The sequence below is a fragment of the Halobacillus sp. ABD4_316 genome (assembly GCF_056161385.1).
Genome location: NZ_JBSWZA010000001.1, coordinates 922,132 through 941,512 on the forward strand (window position 1 = coordinate 922,132; position 19,381 = coordinate 941,512).

Annotated in this window: 21 protein-coding genes and 1 pseudogene; all 22 read right to left on the reverse strand. The window is 47.3% G+C overall.

Annotation, left to right across the window (positions count from 1 at the left end; genetic code table 11):
• Positions 1–33: 33 nt before the first annotated feature.
• Positions 34–813: a sporulation transcription factor Spo0A gene (spo0A, locus tag ACXAJH_RS04975; protein WP_027955451.1), complete on the reverse strand. Its 780-nt coding sequence runs from the start codon at positions 811–813 to the stop codon at positions 34–36.
• Positions 814–1,035: 222 nt separating this feature from the next.
• Positions 1,036–2,268, reverse strand: coding sequence for a SpoIVB peptidase (gene spoIVB, locus ACXAJH_RS04980; protein WP_474968952.1), 1,233 nt, complete (start codon positions 2,266–2,268; stop codon positions 1,036–1,038).
• Between the two features lie 220 nt (positions 2,269–2,488).
• The gene (gene recN / locus ACXAJH_RS04985) at positions 2,489–4,219 is read right to left on the reverse strand and encodes a DNA repair protein RecN (protein WP_474993239.1); all 1,731 of its coding nucleotides are present in this window, start codon (positions 4,217–4,219) and stop codon (positions 2,489–2,491) included.
• A gap of 17 nt (positions 4,220–4,236) precedes the next feature.
• Complete coding sequence (ahrC, locus tag ACXAJH_RS04990) at positions 4,237–4,686, reverse strand: transcriptional regulator AhrC/ArgR (protein ID WP_027955448.1); 450 nt, start codon at positions 4,684–4,686, stop codon at positions 4,237–4,239.
• Between the two features lie 63 nt (positions 4,687–4,749).
• Positions 4,750–5,568 (reverse strand): TlyA family RNA methyltransferase, encoded by an 819-nt coding sequence (locus ACXAJH_RS04995; protein WP_474968954.1) that lies wholly within the window; start codon positions 5,566–5,568, stop codon positions 4,750–4,752.
• A gap of 5 nt (positions 5,569–5,573) precedes the next feature.
• Positions 5,574–7,466 (reverse strand): 1-deoxy-D-xylulose-5-phosphate synthase, encoded by a 1,893-nt coding sequence (gene dxs, locus ACXAJH_RS05000; RefSeq protein ID WP_474968955.1) that lies wholly within the window; start codon positions 7,464–7,466, stop codon positions 5,574–5,576.
• A gap of 18 nt (positions 7,467–7,484) precedes the next feature.
• Positions 7,485–8,084 carry a hypothetical protein gene (locus ACXAJH_RS05005; RefSeq protein WP_474968956.1) on the reverse strand — a complete coding sequence of 200 codons (600 nt, stop codon included), beginning with the start codon at positions 8,082–8,084 and terminating at the stop codon, positions 7,485–7,487.
• 709 nt (positions 8,085–8,793) lie between these two features.
• Entirely contained in the window at positions 8,794–9,666 is an 873-nt protein-coding gene (locus tag ACXAJH_RS05010) for a polyprenyl synthetase family protein (RefSeq protein ID WP_474970415.1), read from the reverse strand.
• Positions 9,667–9,675: 9 nt separating this feature from the next.
• Positions 9,676–9,912, reverse strand: a complete 237-nt coding sequence (locus ACXAJH_RS05015; protein WP_027955442.1) for an exodeoxyribonuclease VII small subunit — start codon at positions 9,910–9,912, stop codon at positions 9,676–9,678.
• Entirely contained in the window at positions 9,899–11,254 is a 1,356-nt protein-coding gene (gene xseA / locus ACXAJH_RS05020) for an exodeoxyribonuclease VII large subunit (RefSeq protein WP_474993240.1), read from the reverse strand. Before xseA ends, ACXAJH_RS05015 begins: the two co-directional genes overlap by 14 nt.
• A gap of 12 nt (positions 11,255–11,266) precedes the next feature.
• Complete coding sequence (folD, locus tag ACXAJH_RS05025) at positions 11,267–12,118, reverse strand: bifunctional methylenetetrahydrofolate dehydrogenase/methenyltetrahydrofolate cyclohydrolase FolD (RefSeq protein WP_474989339.1); 852 nt, start codon at positions 12,116–12,118, stop codon at positions 11,267–11,269.
• 22 nt (positions 12,119–12,140) lie between these two features.
• Positions 12,141–12,518, reverse strand: coding sequence for a transcription antitermination factor NusB (gene nusB, locus ACXAJH_RS05030; protein WP_027955439.1), 378 nt, complete (start codon positions 12,516–12,518; stop codon positions 12,141–12,143).
• A 137-nt stretch (positions 12,519–12,655) separates the two neighbouring features.
• Entirely contained in the window at positions 12,656–13,063 is a 408-nt protein-coding gene (locus ACXAJH_RS05035) for an Asp23/Gls24 family envelope stress response protein (protein WP_474968959.1), read from the reverse strand.
• 15 nt (positions 13,064–13,078) lie between these two features.
• Positions 13,079–14,437, reverse strand: a complete 1,359-nt coding sequence (gene accC, locus ACXAJH_RS05040) for an acetyl-CoA carboxylase biotin carboxylase subunit (protein ID WP_474971240.1) — start codon at positions 14,435–14,437, stop codon at positions 13,079–13,081.
• A 15-nt stretch (positions 14,438–14,452) separates the two neighbouring features.
• The gene (accB, locus tag ACXAJH_RS05045) at positions 14,453–14,953 is read right to left on the reverse strand and encodes an acetyl-CoA carboxylase biotin carboxyl carrier protein (protein ID WP_474993242.1); all 501 of its coding nucleotides are present in this window, start codon (positions 14,951–14,953) and stop codon (positions 14,453–14,455) included.
• A 437-nt stretch (positions 14,954–15,390) separates the two neighbouring features.
• Positions 15,391–15,528 (reverse strand): annotated as a pseudogene (locus tag ACXAJH_RS05050) (transposase); the annotation flags it as partial.
• 266 nt (positions 15,529–15,794) lie between these two features.
• A complete protein-coding gene (locus ACXAJH_RS05055; RefSeq protein WP_474968962.1) occupies positions 15,795–16,346 on the reverse strand; it encodes a SpoIIIAH-like family protein in 552 nt (183 codons plus the stop codon).
• A gap of 12 nt (positions 16,347–16,358) precedes the next feature.
• Positions 16,359–16,979 carry a stage III sporulation protein AG gene (gene spoIIIAG, locus ACXAJH_RS05060; protein ID WP_206935132.1) on the reverse strand — a complete coding sequence of 207 codons (621 nt, stop codon included), beginning with the start codon at positions 16,977–16,979 and terminating at the stop codon, positions 16,359–16,361.
• Positions 16,972–17,577, reverse strand: a complete 606-nt coding sequence (gene spoIIIAF / locus ACXAJH_RS05065) for a stage III sporulation protein AF (protein ID WP_474989343.1) — start codon at positions 17,575–17,577, stop codon at positions 16,972–16,974. The genes spoIIIAG and spoIIIAF overlap by 8 nt, the downstream gene beginning before the upstream one ends.
• An 11-nt stretch (positions 17,578–17,588) precedes the next feature.
• Positions 17,589–18,761, reverse strand: a complete 1,173-nt coding sequence (spoIIIAE, locus tag ACXAJH_RS05070; protein ID WP_474989345.1) for a stage III sporulation protein AE — start codon at positions 18,759–18,761, stop codon at positions 17,589–17,591.
• Between the two features lie 15 nt (positions 18,762–18,776).
• Positions 18,777–19,169 carry a stage III sporulation protein AD gene (spoIIIAD, locus tag ACXAJH_RS05075; protein ID WP_474993243.1) on the reverse strand — a complete coding sequence of 131 codons (393 nt, stop codon included), beginning with the start codon at positions 19,167–19,169 and terminating at the stop codon, positions 18,777–18,779.
• 4 nt (positions 19,170–19,173) lie between these two features.
• On the reverse strand, positions 19,174–19,380 hold the full coding sequence (spoIIIAC, locus tag ACXAJH_RS05080; RefSeq protein ID WP_008637060.1) for a stage III sporulation protein AC: 207 nt from the start codon (positions 19,378–19,380) through the stop codon (positions 19,174–19,176).
• Position 19,381 lies beyond the last annotated feature (1 nt).

Here is a 19,381-nt window from a genome sequence, read left to right on the forward strand (position 1 = left end):
CGTATGTTGTCACATACGTGCTTTTTCAATGGATCAGCTTGCTCGATGCTCCAGGCGGAGACGATCAGCCACCATCGCGATGAATTCGCTGTTCGTGGGTTTTGCTTTTGTATTGGAAATCGTATAGCCGAACAAGGAGGAAATAGCATCGATATTGCCCCGGTTCCAGGCTACTTCAATGGCGTGGCGGATGGCCCGTTCGACACGAGATGCTGTTGTGTTATATTTAGTGGCGATATCCGGATAAAGAACTTTTGTAATGGATCCAAGCAGTTCCAAATCTTTATAGACCATTGTAATGGCTTCACGAAGGTATTGATACCCTTTAATGTGGGCCGGCACCCCGACTTCATGAATGATATGGGTGATGCTTGTATCGAGATCCGGTTTTTTCGATCTTGCTGAGGAATAACTGCTGCCGAGGGCACGATTGATGGGATCGCCGGCATGTTTGATCTGGCGGACCTGCTCTCCAAGGTGATCAAGGTCGAATGGCTTCATCATAAAATAAGCCGCTCCAAGTTCGACAGCTTTTTTCGTCACTTCTTCCTGGCCGAACGCGGTTAACATAATGACCTCAGGATGCTTGTCCATATCCCTCAGCTTGTTCAACACAGCAAGGCCGTCGAGGTGCGGCATAATGATATCCAAAATCAGCACGTCCGGTTTCTTCTCTTCGACCATTTGCAGACAGTCTTTTCCATTGTAGGAAGTACCGACCACTTCTATATCGTGAGTGTCTTCAAAATACTCTTCAAGAAGCTTTACCAGCTCTCTATTATCATCAGCCAAACACACTTGAATCTTTTCCATTCCTTTTTCCTCCTTAAGAGAATAATCCTCTTTATTTCCGTAATACACGTATTCGACAGGCATATAAGACTTTCCTTTTTTATTATAACAAAAAATATAAAGAATTAGAGGATATCTGGCAAATGCTTAAAAATACTCGGTTTTTCGTATGTATTCGACATATGCCCGGCCATCGGTGTCGAAATTTGTCGACGAAAAGGAAAAGGAGCCCTTTATGAGCTCCTAGCCTGCTTTCTTTTCCCGTTCTTCTTCATGAAGGTTAATACCTGCTTCCTGAAGCATCCATTCTATATGGACGCCATATCCGCTTGTCGGATCATTGACAAACACATGAGTCACGGCACCGATGATTTTTCCATTCTGGATGATCGGGCTGCCACTCATCCCCTGAACAATCCCTCCCGTTTTATCCAGAAGCTCAGGGTCTGTGATTTTGACAATCATTCCTTTTGTTACCGCAGATTTCTTCGGCATATTGCTGACAATTTCCACATCAAAGGTCTGCATTTTCTCCCCGTCAAGGACCGTCATAATTTGAGCCGGGCCTTCTTCCACCTGTTCTGCGAAACCGATCGGAAGTCCCTCCGGATATTCCTCATTCGTCATATCATCATCTAATGTTCCAAAGATACCGAACGGCGTGTTTTTTGTAATGATTCCGAGGCGGTCGTTCCTCAAGGAAAACCTGGCTTTTTTCTCTCCCGGAACGCCCTGTGCTCCTTTTTCAATGGAGGTGACCTGCGATTTGACAATGGTGCCTTCATGAATTTCAATCGGCTTCTTCGTATCCATATCCGAGATGACATGACCGAGAGCGCCATACTTTTTCGTTTCAGGATCATAAAAAGTCATTGTCCCTATCCCAGCTGCAGAATCACGAATATACAGACCAATCTGATATTCCTTTTCCCGCGGGTTGTAGGCCGGTGTCAGGCTTGTCGTCGTTATTTCCTTTCCCCGTTTAATTTTCAGTTTCAGGGGTTCTTCCTTTTCCCCGGTTTTCTTTACGATGGAGGATAATTTCTCCATACTGTTAATTTCCTCTCCATTGCCTTCAAGCAGGATGTCGCCGATGAGAATTTCCGCCTTTTCTCCTGGAGAAGTCCGTTGTTCGCCTTTTCCGTTTACAAGGTGGTGCCCTACGACAAGCACACCTTTCGTATGAAGCTCTACACCTACCGACTGACCGCCGGGGATCAACCGGATATCCTTGAACGGCTCCAGGCTGGTTTTTTTAACCGGTACACCTGCAAACTCATAAAACACTTCGTGATCATTTGTGGACGAAAACGCCGTCCACGCTTCCTGGTCAACAGAAGGTTGATCAGGGCTGGCGCCGACTTTTACTTCTGTCGGGATGGATAGATAGTGCTGGACAGGGGCATAAAAGGGCAAAATAAGCATAAACAGCAGGAGAACAGAACCACATATATAGTTAAAGGCTTGATTTTTCACGGGTTCACTCTCCTTGTACTCCAGTACCAACTAAATGGCTTACTTATAATGTGGTCTTCCTTAATCCTTTTTAAACGAGCATAATCTGAGTAATTATAGTACCGTTTGCCTTGCTTTGAAACATTCTCCAACGTATAGGTAAACGTTGTATAAAGAGGTGTGTCGGTGGAAAAGATAAAACAAACAAAAGCGCATGGACTCGTCCATGCGCTTAGGTTCATCATAATGATTTACTTTTATGTTTATCTGCCATCGTAAGCAGTTCCCGCGCATGCTCAACGGTTGTAGCGGTTAATTCTGCTCCGGTAATCATGCGGGAGATTTCGTCAGCTTTTTCATCCATTGTAAGTTCCTTGGCTGCTGTCGATGTCCGCTCATCCTCCACACGCTTTTCAATCCGGACATGGGTATCCGCCATAGCTGCTACCTGGGGGAGGTGGGAAATACAGAGCACCTGCGATCCCTCTGAGATCCCGTAAATCTTCTCAGCAATCGCCTGGGCCACCCTTCCGCTGACACCTGTATCCACTTCATCAAAAATCACGCTCGTAATACCCTGATGCCGCGAGAAAATCCGCTTCAACGCAAGCATAATCCGGGACATCTCCCCTCCGGATGCTACTTTATGTAGTTCTTTCAGCGGCTCTCCGGGATTGGTCGTGATCAGGAATTTCACTAAATCAATACCGTTTGGCAGCAGCTGGACAGGAGTACCATCCAGTTCCGGATCTCCTTGTTTCCCCGCTTTCGTCTGCAGGTCCACAGCAAAGGCTGCTTTCTCCAGATAAAGGTCTCTCAATTCTACATGAATGAATTCAGCCAGCTGATCTGCAGCTTTCACGCGGATTTCACGCATCCCCTGCGCCTCAAGAAGAGCATCCTCTGACAAATCGGCGATTTCACTCTCCATCTTACTCAAATGGGAATCTTTATTGCGGATTTCATCAATTTCCTCTTCAATCCGAGAAGCATACTGAAGCATATCATCCACCGTAGCTCCGTACTTCTTCTTGAGACGGTTGAGTTCGTTCAGCCTGGATTCGATCTGGTTGAGTCTCTCAGGGTCGAATTCAAGCTCTGCCATATGGTTACTCAGCTTAAACGTCATTTCTTCCATCAGGTAATACGTGTTCGTCATTTCTTCCGACAGTTGTGCAAGGTTTTCATCCACATCGGATGTACTTTCCAAAGAAGTCATTGCATGACTCAGCCAGTCCATTCCGCGCTGTTCCCCGTACAAAGAATAATAGGCATCATGAATGCCTTGGTACACCTTCTCAAAATTCATGAGTTTCTTCCGCTCTTCGGAAAGCTCTTCATCTTCAAGCGGCTGCATTTCAGCTCCTTGAAGCTCGCGCAGCTGAAATTCAAGCAGATCCAGACGCTGAGCCATTTCCTGCTCATTCTCACTCAATTCTTTATAGCGCTTCTTCATCGTTCTGTACTTGTCATAAACGCTCTCATACTCGTCCAGGACCGAACGAAGCTCTTCACCGGCAAATACATCCAGAAGCTCGACGTGCCGGTCAGGATCCATAAGCGACTGCGTCTCATGCTGGCTGTGAATGTCGATCAAGGAATGTCCGAACTCCCTCATGATTCCGAGTGTCACCAGTTTTCCATTCACCCGGCAGATGCTTTTCCCCTGATGGGTAATGGTCCGTTCAAGAACAACCATGCCGTCCTCATCAATATCGACACCATAGTCCTGTCCGACCTTATGGATCGGATGCTCAGGCTGCACGGTAAACAACCCTTCAATTTCAGCTTTTTTTGTTCCATGACGAACAAATTCAACGGATCCCCGACCACCGGAAAGAAGCTGGATCGCATCAATAATGATGGATTTACCAGCACCTGTTTCACCGGTCAGTACAGTCAACCCTTCTTTGAACGTGATTGAGATCTCATCAATGATTGCAAAATCACGAATAGACAACTCTGTTAGCATGAAACCATCCACCTCAGTTATAGCATATTTAGCAACTGCTCACTAATTGACTCCGTATGATCTTCACTGCGGCAGATAATTAAGCAGGTATCATCTCCGCAGATGGTCCCCATAATTTCATCCCATTCCAGATTATCCACGAGAGCACCTACAGCATTGGCGTTCCCCGGCAGAGTTTTCAAAATAATAAAATGTCCGGCCCGATCTATACTGACAAAGGCATCCATCATGAGCCGTTTCAGCTTTTCAAACGGATTGAAGCGCTGATCTGCAGGGAGACTGTATTTGTACCGGCCATCCATCATCGGCACCTTTACAAGATGTAGTTCTTTGATATCGCGGGATACGGTTGCCTGGGTGACATTGTATCCCATACCCTTCAATCGATCGACCAGCTCATCCTGGGTTTCAATATCGTCGTTTGTAATCAGTTCCCTGATTTTGATGTGACGTTGTCCTTTGTTCATGACCATCCTCCGTTTCAAGTCCTTCCATAAGAAAAGGGCCTGTGCTAAGCCCTTTTACATTCATTATGCGTTTCTGCTGTGCGCCTCATGCGCTTCTTTGACTACAGCATCGATATCCACCTGTTCTCCACTGCTGCTGCCTTCATCAAGCCGCAGATGGACGAGGAATTCTATATTCCCATCCCCGCCGGTAATCGGAGAAAAAGTGAGTCCATAAACAGAATATCCGTGATCAGAAGCAAAATCAAGAATTGTTTTTACGACCTCTTTGTGAATCGAAGGGTCTCTCACAATTCCTTTTTTCCCTACCTGTTCTCTACCTGCTTCGAACTGTGGTTTTATTAGTGCTGCCACATCTCCCTGCTGCTCCAGAATCTCAGCAAGAACCGGCAGAATGATACGAAGGGATATGAAGGAGACATCGATGGAAGCAAACTGCGGCTGGCCGTGTGTAAGGTCCTCTTTCGTCACATATCGGAAATTGGTCCGTTCCATAACAACCACCTGGTCATGATTGCGGAGACGCCAGTCAAGCTGATTATATCCGACATCCACGGCATAGCTGAGTCTGGCTCCGTTCTGAAGCGCACAGTCCGTAAAACCGCCTGTGGAGGAACCGATATCAATCATAATCTTGTCCTTAACGGAAAGATCAAAGTGCTTCAATGCTTTTTCAAGCTTCAATCCGCCGCGGCTGACATACGGAATGGGACGGCCTTTAACAATCAACTCCAGATCCTCGTCCACCTTCAAGCCGGGTTTATCAAGGCGGACCTGTTCATGAAAAACAAGTCCGGCCATGATGGTTCGTTTCGCTTTTTCACGCGTTTCTATATAGCCTTTTTCTACAAGTAATACATCTAAACGTACTTTTCTGCCCATATCTTTTATGCCCTCTGTTGTTTTGTAGGTATCAATTCTTTTAGGTTTTTCACCATGTTTTCCGGGGTCAATCCGATTTCTTCCCAGAGCTTTGGTACACTGCCGTGTTCAATGAACCGGTCTGGAACGCCCATCCGGCGCACCCATTGGGAGGTGTAATTGTTTTCCTCAGCGAATTCAAGCACTGCTGAACCGAATCCTCCCTGAAGAACCGCTTCCTCTACTGTCAGAATCGGCAGCCCCTGCTTCATCATATCATGCAGCATGGACTCGTCCATCGGTTTGATGTAACGGGCATTCACGACCCGCACAGACCGTCCTTCTTTCTCCAGACGGCCCGCCGCATCAAGAGCTGCATCAATGGTCGTCCCAAACGTAAGGATGACAGCCTCTGTCCCCTCTTTCAGGATTTCCCAGCTGCCGACGGGGATGGACCTCATATGTTTATCCGTGTCGATCCCTTTAGCGTTCCCCCGCGGATAACGGATTGCAAAAGGCCCCTCTTCATATTCTGCAGCTGTATGAACGAGATGCTGGGCTTCATCCTCATCTTTCGGCATGCTGATAATCATATTCGGAACAGACCTCAGGAATGCAATATCAAACACACCCTGGTGGGTCTCTCCGTCAGCTCCGACGAGTCCTGCGCGGTCAATACCGAAAATCACATTCAATTTCTGACGAGCCACATCATGGACCACCTGATCATAACCGCGCTGCAGGAACGTGGAATAAATGGCCAGGAACGGCTTCATCCCCTGAGTCGCAAGACCGGCGGACATCGTGGTAGCATGCTGTTCGGCAATGCCTACATCAAATAAACGGTCCGGGAATTCCTCGCCGAATTTTTCCAGTTTGGACCCGAGAATCATGGCAGGAGTCACAGCCACTATGCGGTCATCTTCCCGTGCTTTTTTAATCAGCGCATCACTGATAACCGAGCTCCACGCAGGAGGAGCATCGACCGGCTTGATTTTCTCTCCTGATTCGATTTTATAAGGACCTACACCGTGCCACTTGTCCTTCACATCGGTTTCGGCGGGATGATACCCTTTCCCTTTCTTGGTCATTACATGAACGATGACCGGTCCGTCTGTTTTTCTCGCATAGTTCAGGTTTTCCATCAAGTCTTCAAAGTCATGACCATCCACCGGTCCGTAATACGTAAACCCGAGCTCTTCAAAGAACATGCCCGGAACAACAAAGTACTTCATGCTGTCCTTCAAGCGCTCTGCTGCCTGCGCGAGTTTTCCTCCAACGGCGGGAATCTTCTTCAGCAGCCATTCGAGATCATCCTTGGCACGATTGTACTTCCCTGCACTTCTCATCCGGCCGAGCGCCCCGTGCAGGGCTCCTACGTTTTTAGCGATCGACATTTCATTATCATTCAAGATAACGGTTACATTCTTTTTCTCATGCCCGATATGGTTCAGCGCCTCCAGCGCCATACCGCCTGTCAGGGCTCCATCACCAATGATGGGAAGGATGGAATGGTCCTGTTTTTTCAAGTCGCGTGCAATAGCCATCCCCATGGCCGCGGACAGCGAAGTTGAACTGTGGCCGGTTTCCCATACATCATGCTCACTTTCATCACGTTTCGGGAAGCCGCACAAGCCCTTATACTGCCGCAATGTGTCGAACTGCCCTCCACGGCCGGTCAGAATCTTATGGATATATGACTGGTGCCCGACATCCCATATAAGACGGTCGACGGGACTGTTATATACTTTATGAAGAGCCAGAGTCAGCTCCACTACTCCCAGGTTCGCACCAAGGTGGCCGCCTGTTGTGGCCAGGTTTTCAATTAAAAACTGTCTCACTTCTGCTGCAAATTCTTCCAATTGCTTCGTATTCATATCCTTCAATAACGAAGGGTCGTTGATTCTGCTCAGATCCATTGAAGGACCCCCTTGTAATTATCTTGATTTTTTAGTGGACGACATGACATTTGATAATATTCTTACATTTAATTTGTTTTCTAACCATGCAATCACCCTGGCAGCAAAAAAGATAATCTGCGTGGATTTATTGATGGCGAAGAATTTACCAATGGCTTTTCCTCCGACCGTCAGTGCTGCCACGATACTGGTAAGGGCTACGTTAATACCGATTTGGACGGCAGACCCTTCTGTATACCCGAAACTCGAAGCAAGCTGAAGTACGACGACAGTGGAGGCCGTACCACTAACTATACCAGATATATCCCCTATAACGTCGTTACAGAAACTTGCGAATCGATCCGCATTTCTGACAATCGCAATAGCTTCCTTGGAGCCCGGGACTTTCTCGGAAGCCATCGCATGGAAGGGCTTCTCTTCAGCAGCTGTAGCTGCTATACCAAGCATATCAAAGACTACACCGGTAAACACGATGATAAATACAATGATCAGTCCAATGACCCACATGACTCCACTTAAAACGGAAGAAGAGATAACTGAAAAAATAGCCGCTAACACAAATGTGATAACGGCAATACTCAAACTGAAATTTACGGCTTTTTTTAATTTATTATCCATTCTTACCCTCTATATCTATATATAATCATAATTTAATTATGTAACAGAAAGGAATGGTCACAAAACGGGTAAAAATTGCGGCTTAGGTCTAGTAGGTTTTCCCAATCAAGTACCGAGTGTCACCACTCTGGCGGTTCCCCTTTAAACTCGACTCAGCCTCGTTTCCGATAACTGGACTAGATTGCCACTCAGTCCGCACTATAATTCCCGTTTTATGTCCATAGAACAGTCTAGGGGATTTCCCCGACAGCCTTTGACCGTTCCTTAGCCTCTTTTGCAGTTGTGATTTCATACAGCTTACGTCCCAGGACCACAGTGGCCATCTGTAGTCACAGGGTCTCATGGACTGTAATCCCCTCAAAAACCACTCAAGGCAGGCTACGCTGCGCATATAGATGTTACTCCATATGCTGCAGGTTCATACCCCATTTCATAACGGTATCTGGCTCAGAGCCCGTTACAAGAATGGGCCTCCGCGGAAGCAGGGTCAACGCCCACATGCCTTTGTGGATCGCCCTGCGACCTTAACTCCCAGCATCGACCCAAGGCTGGGCGCCTCAAGCCAACACAAGGAACTTCATCGATGTGCCCTTTGGCGGATTTTTAGGCCCGCCTTCAGGAACGGAGGACCGACTAGAATACTGCACCATTCCTTTTGTAAAAATAATATATCATATTTCAGCACACACCTCAATCGAAATCCTTCCGATTAATGATCACGCGTACTTAAATAGTGAATAAGTTGTGACAGAACCGTACCTTCCACACCTGCTTCCGTCAAAGCGGACTCAGCTGTTTTGACGTAATGATCCTTCTGCTCTTTTGCACCGTCCAGACCGAGAAGACCCGGATAGGTACTTTTATCATTCACCACATCACTGCCTACAGGTTTACCGATCACCTCTGCATCGCCGGTCACATCCAGAATGTCGTCCTGGATCTGGAAAATAAGGCCGAGCGCTTCCGCCATTCCGCTCATCTGCTGCATGGATTGCTCTGAGGCCTTTCCAAGCTTTGCACCTGCACGGATCGCATATTTCAACAGCTCGCCGGTTTTGTTTTTATGAATGGCTTCCAGAGACTCGAGAGATATCTCTTTTCCTTCACTCAGCATATCCTGCATCTGACCTTCGACCATACCTCTTGGACCGGCAGCTTTAGTCAGCTCCTGAATAAGAAATAATTTTTCTTCCTGTGCAAGAGACGGGTCTTCTGCAATCAGCTGGGTACTCATGGTGAGCAGGGCATCTCCGGCAAGAATAGCTGTCGCTTCATCGAATTTTTTATGATTGGTAGGCAGCCCGCGCCTGGTATCATCATCATCCATAGCTGGAAGGTCGTCATGTATCAAGGAGTACGTATGCACCATTTCAAGAGCGGCGGCAGCGGTCAACCCTTTGCCCGCTGGAGCTCCAAAGGCTTCCGCCGTGGCCAGAAGAAGAATAGGACGCAGCCTTTTCCCACCAGCCTCAATAGAATAAAGAATCGAATCCTGAAGTCTGCCAGGGACGGTATAATCTCTTACATACATGGTCAACTGGTCGTTAATGAACGTTTGTTTATCTGTTAAATAAGCTTTCAAGTCCACAGGCTATTCTTCCTCCTGTACGGTGAAAGGTTCAAAATTCCCATGTTCATTCATTATCTGCTGCATCTGCTCTTCCACTGTTCCGAGCTTTTCACTGCATACCTTTGAAAGCTTCATCCCCTCTTGATAGTATTGAATAGCTTTCTCAAGGGGGACTTCGCCGGTTTCCAGCTTTTCGACAATTTCCTCAAGCTGATTCATGGCTTCTTCAAAACTGATTTCCTGTTTATTTTCCTCCATGTTCATCCTCCTTCACCGATGTAACCTGACATTGAATGAGACCGTCCTGGACTTGAAGGGAGAGACTGCTTCCCTCCGACACCTGACCAGCCTTTTTAATGACCTGATTTTCCTCATCAAAAGGAATGGCATAGCCGCGTTTCATAATTTCAAGCGGATTCAGCAGGGTCAGCTTATCCAGCGTGGAATGGAAACGGTCTTTTTTCCGGGAGACGATGGTATCCAAAGCTTTTTGGAGCTGTTTCGTATCCCTTTGAAGAGCCTCTGTTCCTTCTTTGATTTTTTTATCGGGCCCCTGCTGCTCCAGCCGTTTGGTTAGATAACCCAGCTGTTCACGGCGGCTCGTCTGCTGCCGGTTCATCTGTTTGGTCAGACGTTCCAGCACCCGGTCCAGGTCCTGTTCTTTCTGACGCATCAGCTGTTCCGGATACTTAAACGCATAGGATTTTTTCAATCGGTTCAGCTTCTGCCTGGATTCAGTCCGCTGTCCGTCCATGGATCTTATGAGCCTCTGTCTGTACTGCTGCACCTGTTCCCTCAGTTCCGTAATGGAAGGGACGGCTACTTCTGCGGCCCCGGTAGGCGTCGGTGCTCTCCAATCAGCAGCAAAATCACTGATGGTTGTATCCGTTTCGTGACCGACGGCAGAAATAATAGGAGTCGACGATGCTGCAATCGCCCGGGCGACTATTTCTTCATTGAATCCCCAAAGATCTTCAATAGATCCACCGCCGCGGCCGACGATTAAAACGTCGCAATCGAGATGCTCATTGGCGTACCGGATGGCGTTGGATACCGATTCTGCTGCGCGCTCCCCCTGGACAAGAACCGGAAGGATGGATACCGGTACAATCGGATAGCGTCGCTTAATCGTTGTCAAAATGTCCCTGACAGCCGCACCGGTTGGAGAAGTGATCACCCCGATATGCTTTGGATATGTAGGAAGCTTTTTCTTACGTTCTTCAGCAAACAGACCTTCCTTCTCCAATTTCTCCTTCAGCTGTTCAAAAGCAAAATACAAGGCACCGATTCCATCCGGCTGCATTTCCTTAATATAGAACTGATACTGCCCCATCGGTTCGTATACGTTGATCTCACCTTTTACGAGGACATTCATCCCATTTTCAGGCATGAATTTCAGCGAGCGGTTGCTTCCGGCAAACATAACCGCCTGAATTCTTGCCTGATCATCTTTTAAGGACATATACATGTGTCCTCTGGAATGATGTTTGAAGTTGGAAATTTCTCCTCTGAGCCATACGGTCTTCAAATGAGGATCACCGGATAGTTTCCGTTTGATATATTTGGTTAAAGCCGTTACCGTCAAATACTGGTCCTGCACGACAACGCCTCCTTACACGCGGTGAATCTGCTTCGCCGCCTTAATGGTATTGTGGAGCAGCATGGTAATAGTCATCGGCCCCACCCCTTTTGGAACAGGAGTGATATGGGAGGCCAATTCCTTAGCTGATTCAAAGTCAACATCGCCGGTCAGTTTACCATCCACACGGTTGACTCCGACATCAATGACGACAGCACCTTCCTTCACATGCTCCCCGGTTACGAGTCCCGGTCTGCCTGCCGCTACAATCAGAATATCTGCCTGTTTCGTGTGAGACTTTAAATCCTTTGTCCGGGAGTGGCAGTGGGTGACCGTTGCATTTTTATTGAGAAGAAGCTGCCCTACAGGCTTACCGACGAGGTTGCTGCGCCCTACAATGACAGCATGCTTCCCTTCCACATCAATAGCTGCACGTTCAAGCATCACCATAATCCCATATGGTGTGCAGGGGAAAAAGGTATCCTGACCTGTCAGCATTCTGCCAACGTTTTCAGGATGGAAACCATCCACATCCTTGCCAGGGTCGATCGCTTCAATTATTTTCTGATCAGAAATATGCTCCGGAACTGGAAGCTGTACCAGAATACCATGAACCGTATCATCCTGGTTCAACCGATGGATCAAATCAAGAAGCTCCTGCTCAGAGGTTTCCTCAGAAAGTTCAATAAGATCAGAATCCATACCTACTTTTTCAGAAGCCCGCTGCTTCCCTTTTACATAAGATTTTGAGGCAGGATCTTCTCCGATAATGACGACAACCAGTTTAGGGTGTACACCTTTTTCATGGAGCACCGCAACCTCCTGCTTCATCTCTTCCCGTAAATCTTCCGCTAACTGCTTTCCATAAATAACTTCCGCTGCCATCTCCGATTCCCCCAGTTCAAAGTTAGATCATCTTGGATAAAACGCCGTTGACGAACTTCCCGGAATCTTCTTCGCCGAAGATTTTAGCAAGTTCTACTGCTTCGTTGATTGCTACTTGTGTCGGGACATCTTCGTTATGTTTCATTTCATACGCGGCCATTCGAAGAACGGTCTTCTCTACTTTAGGAAGACGTGGGAACGTCCAGTTGTCCAAATGGTCGGCAATCCACTGATCCAGGTCATCCCTGTAGTCCATGACTCCGTGGACAAGATCGTGCAGGAATGGATCCACCTCTGGATCTTCTACCACGTGCTGGATGGCCTCATCCGTATCAATATCCTCTGTAATCGTTTGAAAAAGCGCCTGAAATGCTTTTTCTCGTGCTGTGCGTCGTTTCATGTTCATTCTCCTTTAAGGTAATATCCGTTAGAATCATAACATTTTAGTTGGATAAAAGCCATGATAACAGGGATATACAGCCTGGTGTTTCCTTAGTGCAAAAAGAAAAATCAGAAAGGGTCTCCCCTTTCTGATTCCTATGAATAGGCTTCCGTTTCGTTTTCTTCTTCTTTTGCTCCCTCCATTTGGATACCAACGATGTGCACATTGATTTCACTAATTTCAAGAGCTGTCATATTTTTCAATGCCTGGCGGGTATTGTCCTGGATTTTCTGGGCGGTATCAGGAATACTGATGCCATAATCCATAACGACGTAGGCGTCAATCAAAATGCCGCTTTCTGTCAACTCCACTTTGACACCCTTGCCGTGATTTTTCTTGCCCAGTCGTTCTGCAACACCGGAGGCAAAGTTCCCCCGCATTGAAGCAACTCCTGCCACTTCGGATACGGCGATGCCCGCGATGACTTCAATTACTTCAGGAGCAATCTCAATATTGCCTAATGTCGATCCATCTGTCACATTCAACAATTGCTTATCAGTCATTAATGACCACTCCTTTTAAGCTTCATCTTTCATAATCGGATATTTCTCAAGGAACTTGGTATTAAAGTCGCCATTCACAAAGACTTCATGCTCCATCATACGCTGGTGGAACGGAATCGTTGTATGGACACCCTCTACGACAAATTCATCGAGCGCACGTCTCATACGACGGACGGCTTCATCTCTGTCACGGCCGTACGTAATGAGCTTGGCCACCATAGAATCGTAATAGGGAGGGATGGTATACCCCGGGTATGCTGCAGAATCCACACGCACACCGAGACCTCCCGGCGGCAGGTACATATCAATTTTCCCTGCCGAAGGCATGAAGTTTTTATAAGGATTCTCCGCATTGATCCGGCATTCAATGGACCAGCCTTCAAACTCAATGTCTTCTTGTTTAAAGGAAAGCTTTTCATCGTTGGCAATCAGCAGCATCTCTTTAATAAGATCTACACCTGTTACCATCTCGGTCACCGGATGCTCTACTTGAATACGCGTATTCATTTCCATAAAGTAGAAGGATTCCGCCTCTTTATCGAAAATGAATTCTACGGTACCGGCCCCTGAGTAATTAACAGCAAGAGCCGCTTTGACGGCAGCATCGCCCATCTTCTTCCTCATCTTTTCGGAAATTGCCGGAGATGGTGTTTCTTCGATAAGCTTCTGAAGACGGCGCTGGATCGTACAGTCCCGCTCTCCCAGGTGCACAGCGTTCCCGTGGTTATCGGCAAGTACCTGGATTTCCACGTGGCGGAAGTCCTCAATGAACTTCTCAATATAGACGCCCGGGTTGCCGAACGCCGTTTCCGCTTCCTGCTGGGTCATGCGGATTCCTGTTTTCAGATCATCTTCATTACGGGCTACACGGATTCCTTTTCCTCCACCGCCGGCTGTCGCTTTGATGATGACCGGATATCCGATGTCGTCCGCTACCTTCAAGCCTTCTTCCTCGCTGCTGATGATTCCAGCGGAACCGGGTACAACCGGAACTCCCGCTTCTCTCATCGTTTCTCTGGCCACATCTTTCGTCCCCATTTTTTGAATGGCATAGGCGGATGGGCCAATGAAGGTGATGTTGCATTCTTCACACATCTCGGCGAACTCTGCGTTTTCAGAAAGGAAACCGTATCCTGGATGGATCGCATCCGTCTGTGTCAGGATTGCCAGACTTAAAATATTGGTATAGCTCAAATAGCTGTCTTTACTTAATGTAGGTCCAACACAATAGGCTTCATCCGCCAGCTGGACGTGCAAGGCTTCTTTATCTGCTTCAGAATAAATGGCGACCGTCTCAATGTCCATTTCTTTGCAGGCACGGATGATCCGGACAGCAATTTCACCTCTGTTGGCTATTAAAACTTTTTTAATCAACGTCTCATCCCCCGCTTACTTAGACTTCACTCGGAACAACGGCTGTCCATATTCGACCAGTTCGCCGTCTTTAGCCAGAATTTCTACAACCTCACCAGAAACTTCCGCTTCAATTTCATTGAAAAGCTTCATAGCTTCAACGATACATACGACAGAGTCTTCTTTGACATCGTCGCCGACTTTCACGTAGGCATCCTGGTCCGGGGACGGAGACACATAGAAGGTTCCGACCATCGGAGACTTGACTTCAGCATCGTAATCGCTGGAGGCAGCTTCTGCTTGAGGTGCTTCCTCTGCAGCCGGCTCTTGATTTACTTCCTTGCTCTGCGCAGGCTCCTGCGGCTGTGGTTTCGGCTGTGCCTGAACCGTCTGCTGCGGCTGTACAGCTTCTGTAACAACCTGCTCCTGTTGTTTTTTCATCGAAACTTTCGTCCCATTTGCTTCATAGCTGAATTCATCGATGGAAGATTGATCGATCAGCTTAATAATTTCTCTGATTTCCTGTACCTTTAACATAGCTGGCACCCCTTTTATGTATAGTTGCTTTATAACTGGTACTAATAACTCCTCTTAACATTCTATTATAAATTCCTGCTTTCCTGCAACTGAACCTCCTGAAAGAAGGTAGAAAGACAGACGTTATCCGTTAACAATTGGCAGTTCTATAGGTCTGTGGATTTCTTTCTCCACCACTATTTCCATACACACGGCTTTTTAACCATGCACAAAAAGGAGCTGCCGTTTTTAACGGCAGCTTCAGCTTGTAGAGAAACCCCGTGTTTTTCTGCAAGCTTTTTTTGTGCAGTTCGTGCAGGCGAATACCACTCGCTTTCCACGGACGAACGCCCGAGCCTCCTCGTGAAAACCCACACTGCGGGGTCTCGGTTCGCCCGTTTTTCCGCAGGAGTCTCCTGGTATTCGCCCGCCCTTCAACGAAAAAGACTCTCCTTCACCTATCTCACCCTGGATAGGTGAAGGGCAATCTTTTTCATGTTTTGGCAGGCCGCCGTCAGTAACGCTTGTTCGCGCACATTCTCTTTTCCGCGCAAGCGACAATAACGCAGACCATGCCGTTCTTTTGAATCTGCAAATCTGCATAGGGCACAGTCTCTCTCCTCTATATTCTAACGTCGGCACGAGGAGCGTTCGGTGGTGACGCCTGCGGGAACAGCACGGGCCGAAGACCCACTTGGGCAGGCGACCTTCCTGTCCAAGTCAGCGGAGGGCGTGCCCGCGGCATTCATCCACCGATAAGCGGAAAATGACCCTTCGCACGACAAATGGACAACTCTAACTGGTTAACACAGGCTTTTCTACAGCCAAAGAAGCTGCCGTTTTCAACGGCAGCTTCTTTTGTTCAGCCTGCAGGCTGGAATTGAACCTGTACCTGCTTATGTCCGAATTCATCGGAGACCATCTGGATTATCTGGTTCGTTTCTTCCTTGGATAACTCCTGGGCTTTTACGGTTACGTGGACGACGTCATCTTCGGCACGTACGAGGACATCATCATACTGGGCGCTTGCAAGGATGGTATTTTCGATGATGGATTCTTTTGATTGATTGGTTTTAATCGTTTCCATTTTTTCCAGTGCTTCATTTTTCTCGTCAGTCGTAAAATCACTGGACGCTACAATTTCGGAAAGCTGCTCCTGGACCTGATCCCGCTGGTTTTTCATATCGAGACGGATAGCTGAAAATAACTCATCAGTGGAAATTTGCGAAATCACTGTCCCGTCTCCTGCCGTTTCAACGTTTTCCCCTTCTGCTTCTTCACTGGTCATTTCAGCCCAGTCCTCTTCCTGAATAAAAGCCATCTCGCCGTTTTCCGGGGATGTCATGTAGTAAACACTCAACACAATCAAAAGACTCAACATTGTCAACAGCCACACCGTTTGTTTTTTTACCAAGGTAATCCCTCCTTATTGTTTAGGCAGAACTGATATTCTATGTGTCGGTACATCAAGCACCCGGGAAACAGCTTCAACCACCCATTCCTTCACCTGAATTTGATCGACTCCCTTGGCCGTTACGAAAACCCCGCTGACTTCAGGCTTGGATGTCTGGGTGAGCAGCGGAACTTCGCGGTCACCCTGTCGGACTAGAACCAGCTGCTGTTCTCTCGTATAATCTTCAATTTCTCTTTCTCCTCCATTCTTATCGGATTCTTTTGTGTTCTGTTTGCCTATGATCAAGTTTTTGTCATACTCCTTTTTGTGTGTGGATGATAGATTTATCATAATATCCACAGCACTGACACCCTGGATATTCTCAAGAAGCGGCTTGAGCTGTTTTTCATATTCCCCTTCCAGCTGTGTGATGGAATCGGTCTGTTCCGGAGATGGAGAAGTTTCCGATGCAGCCTGCTCCTGTGTACTCCCTGCCGCGGGAGGGGTACGCGGCTCTGCATCCGGCTGGAACCAGCTACTGACAAGAATGATAAGAACCCCGATCATTCCAAGACCAATCAAATACTTGGTCTTGTTCACCTTCTTCCCTTCCTTATCGGACGATAGAGTGATCTTATTCCACCATTTATTCATCCTGATCCTCCCAGTGGATTTCTATTTGTTCAGGCTTCAAGTCCAGTTTCCCAGCCACCCAGTTCACCAGTTCTGCATCCTCTTCCGAAGAGACTGACGGGGAGGGCTCATCCATAAAGGAGATATCGACATTCTCCACGTCCCCCATCTCCTGGCTCCGTGATAACGTCAGTGTCACCTTTTCAAGAGTTTCCACGCTGTATGGCTGTCCGGTAAAAGTCATCGCCGTATCCTGAAGCGTGACATCCTTCTCTTCTTCCAACGAAGGCTGCAGTTCAGCAGATAGAGCTTGGGTAACCTGTTCTAATCTATATGCATCTTGTCCCTGCAGTATTTCATTTTTCTTCGATTCAATAGTGTCATCCAAACCGTCGGTATCCCACTGCTCTTCCATTTTCTGATCAGCCGACTGCAACAGACGCTCAGGATCGATCTGCAGAAGCTGAAGCAGGGGGCCGAGGAAAACAAGAAGCAGTAAAATGGACATCACAAGTCTTGCATAGTTCTTCATGACCCCCGACGGCAGAAGCGCATCCGCAACCATTGCCAAAAGAAGGAATAATACGATTCTTGTAATCCACTCAATAAATAAGTCCATTACCCGCCCCCCTATCTGATCATCATTGTAATATTGCTTGCTGCGACCATAATGACTATGACAAGGAAAAACATCATGGAGACCATAAGCAGTGCGGCAAAGATATAGAAAATGTGCCGGCTGATTACATCCATCGCCTGGATGACCGGTCCATCGCCGAGGGGCTGCAGCAGGGCAGCGGCCAATTTATAGATAATCGCGATAGCAAGGACTTTGATTGACGGAAAAACAGCGATGCCGAGGAGAATGACCACTCCTGCAATCCCGAGGGTGTTTTTTAATACAAGAGAAGCCCCAAGTATGGTGTCGGTGGCATCTGTAAACAAACGTCCGACAACAGGAACAAAATTTCCGGTCACAAACCGGGCTGTTTTCATCGTGATGCCGTCCTGAACAGCCGTGACGGTTCCCTGCACGGAAATAACACCAAGAAAAACGGTAAGGAAAATCCCCATGACAGCCATTCCCGTCTTCCGTAACAGTTCTGCTAAATGGTCGACCTTGAAGTCTTCATTCAAACTCCCGACAATCAATAAAAGAGCTGATGATGTAAATAACGGGATAAGCAGATATTTAACCAGCAGACCACTGGACTGAACGAGAGCGATGATGATGGGATGGAAAAAAGAAATGGACATGAGATGACTGAAGGAAGCCATGATACCAAGAAGAAGAGGGATCAGACCGATCATGAAACTGCTCATCCGCTCCACCGCATCCAATGTATAGACAATCACCTGCCGGAAACTTTCCAATGCAAGAGTCAGCAGGACGAGATAGACGACCATGTACGCTGCTTTACTTACGACTGAATTTTGAAAGGCGGACTGCACAGACTGCAGGAGCGTGCTGAATAAGGTTAGAAATAAAAGAGAAGAGAGCAGCCGGCCGTTTAAAAGAAGTTCGTGAAAGAAAAATTCCACCATTCCGGAGTACCAGTCGGAAGACTCGAGCGCCCCTTCCTTTTGAATAAACTCCATAAAGTTGTCATGCTGGAAATTCGGCATATAATCTCCATACTGCTGCTGCAGATCCTCCCAGTTCGCTTCCATATCTTCTGTTGAAATGTATTCCGACATGGAAGGTCCTGTCGTTTCCGGAGCTTCAGGGGATGCCGCAGAAGCCGAAGGAAAAAGAAAAACCCCGATGATCCCTGCACACAACCACATCCATAGACGTTTCATCTGCTCCCCGCCTCCCTAACCTCCGGGTATGAATTGAAGAATGGTTTCAATGACAGCTGTAACAATTGGAATGGCAAGCATCAAAATGAATAATTTCCCAGCCAGTTCCACTTTCGATGCCAAAGCATTGAGGCCGGCATCCCGGATCAGCTGGGCACCGAATTCAGCGATATATGCAATACCGATGATTTTCAAAATCGTTTTGAAGTACATCGGTTCCACCTGGGCCTGATCAGCCATATAGGAAAGCAATGTAAATACATAAGTCAGTTGATCGAGGACGGTCAGGAAAATAACGATGACGGTGAAAAGGAGAAGCAGAAAAGCGGCTGATGATTTCTGTTCCTGCAGCAGAATGATCAGCATAGTCGCAACAAGACCCAGCGAAACAACCTGGATAATATCCATAAAGCTATCCTTGGTAGAGAAAGACGGATTTGATCTGTTGGAACAAGTCAGCCAGACGGTGCAGGACGATAAACAGTACAATGATAAATCCCGTCAATGTGACAGCCTGGGCGATCTCTTCCTTTCCCATTTGTTTTAGAATACTGTGAATCATGGCGACGATAATTCCTACTCCCGCTATTTGAAAAAGGATTGTGGCATCTTGGAGCACA

Excerpts from the sequence above, each read along its gene's own strand:
- dxs (WP_474968955.1), bottom strand. The coding sequence starts at position 7,466 with ATGGATCTGAGCAGAATCAACGACCCTTCGTTATTGAAGGATATGAAT.
- recN (WP_474993239.1), bottom strand. The coding sequence starts at position 4,219 with ATGCTAACAGAGTTGTCTATTCGTGATTTTGCAATCATTGATGAGATC.
- spo0A (WP_027955451.1), bottom strand. The coding sequence starts at position 813 with ATGGAAAAGATTCAAGTGTGTTTGGCTGATGATAATAGAGAGCTGGTA.
- ACXAJH_RS05015 (WP_027955442.1), bottom strand. The coding sequence starts at position 9,912 with ATGGAGGAAAATAAACAGGAAATCAGTTTTGAAGAAGCCATGAATCAG.
- ACXAJH_RS05005 (WP_474968956.1), bottom strand. The coding sequence starts at position 8,084 with ATGGATAATAAATTAAAAAAAGCCGTAAATTTCAGTTTGAGTATTGCC.
- spoIIIAF (WP_474989343.1), bottom strand. The coding sequence starts at position 17,577 with ATGGACTTATTTATTGAGTGGATTACAAGAATCGTATTATTCCTTCTT.
- folD (WP_474989339.1), bottom strand. The coding sequence starts at position 12,118 with ATGGCAGCGGAAGTTATTTATGGAAAGCAGTTAGCGGAAGATTTACGG.
- ACXAJH_RS05035 (WP_474968959.1), bottom strand. The coding sequence starts at position 13,063 with ATGACTGATAAGCAATTGTTGAATGTGACAGATGGATCGACATTAGGC.
- ACXAJH_RS04995 (WP_474968954.1), bottom strand. The coding sequence starts at position 5,568 with ATGGGCAGAAAAGTACGTTTAGATGTATTACTTGTAGAAAAAGGCTAT.
- spoIIIAG (WP_206935132.1), bottom strand. The coding sequence starts at position 16,979 with ATGAATAAATGGTGGAATAAGATCACTCTATCGTCCGATAAGGAAGGG.
- ahrC (WP_027955448.1), bottom strand. The coding sequence starts at position 4,686 with ATGAACAAAGGACAACGTCACATCAAAATCAGGGAACTGATTACAAAC.
- nusB (WP_027955439.1), bottom strand. The coding sequence starts at position 12,518 with ATGAAACGACGCACAGCACGAGAAAAAGCATTTCAGGCGCTTTTTCAA.
- spoIIIAD (WP_474993243.1), bottom strand. The coding sequence starts at position 19,169 with ATGGATATTATCCAGGTTGTTTCGCTGGGTCTTGTTGCGACTATGCTG.
- spoIIIAE (WP_474989345.1), bottom strand. The coding sequence starts at position 18,761 with ATGAAACGTCTATGGATGTGGTTGTGTGCAGGGATCATCGGGGTTTTT.
- accB (WP_474993242.1), bottom strand. The coding sequence starts at position 14,953 with ATGTTAAAGGTACAGGAAATCAGAGAAATTATTAAGCTGATCGATCAA.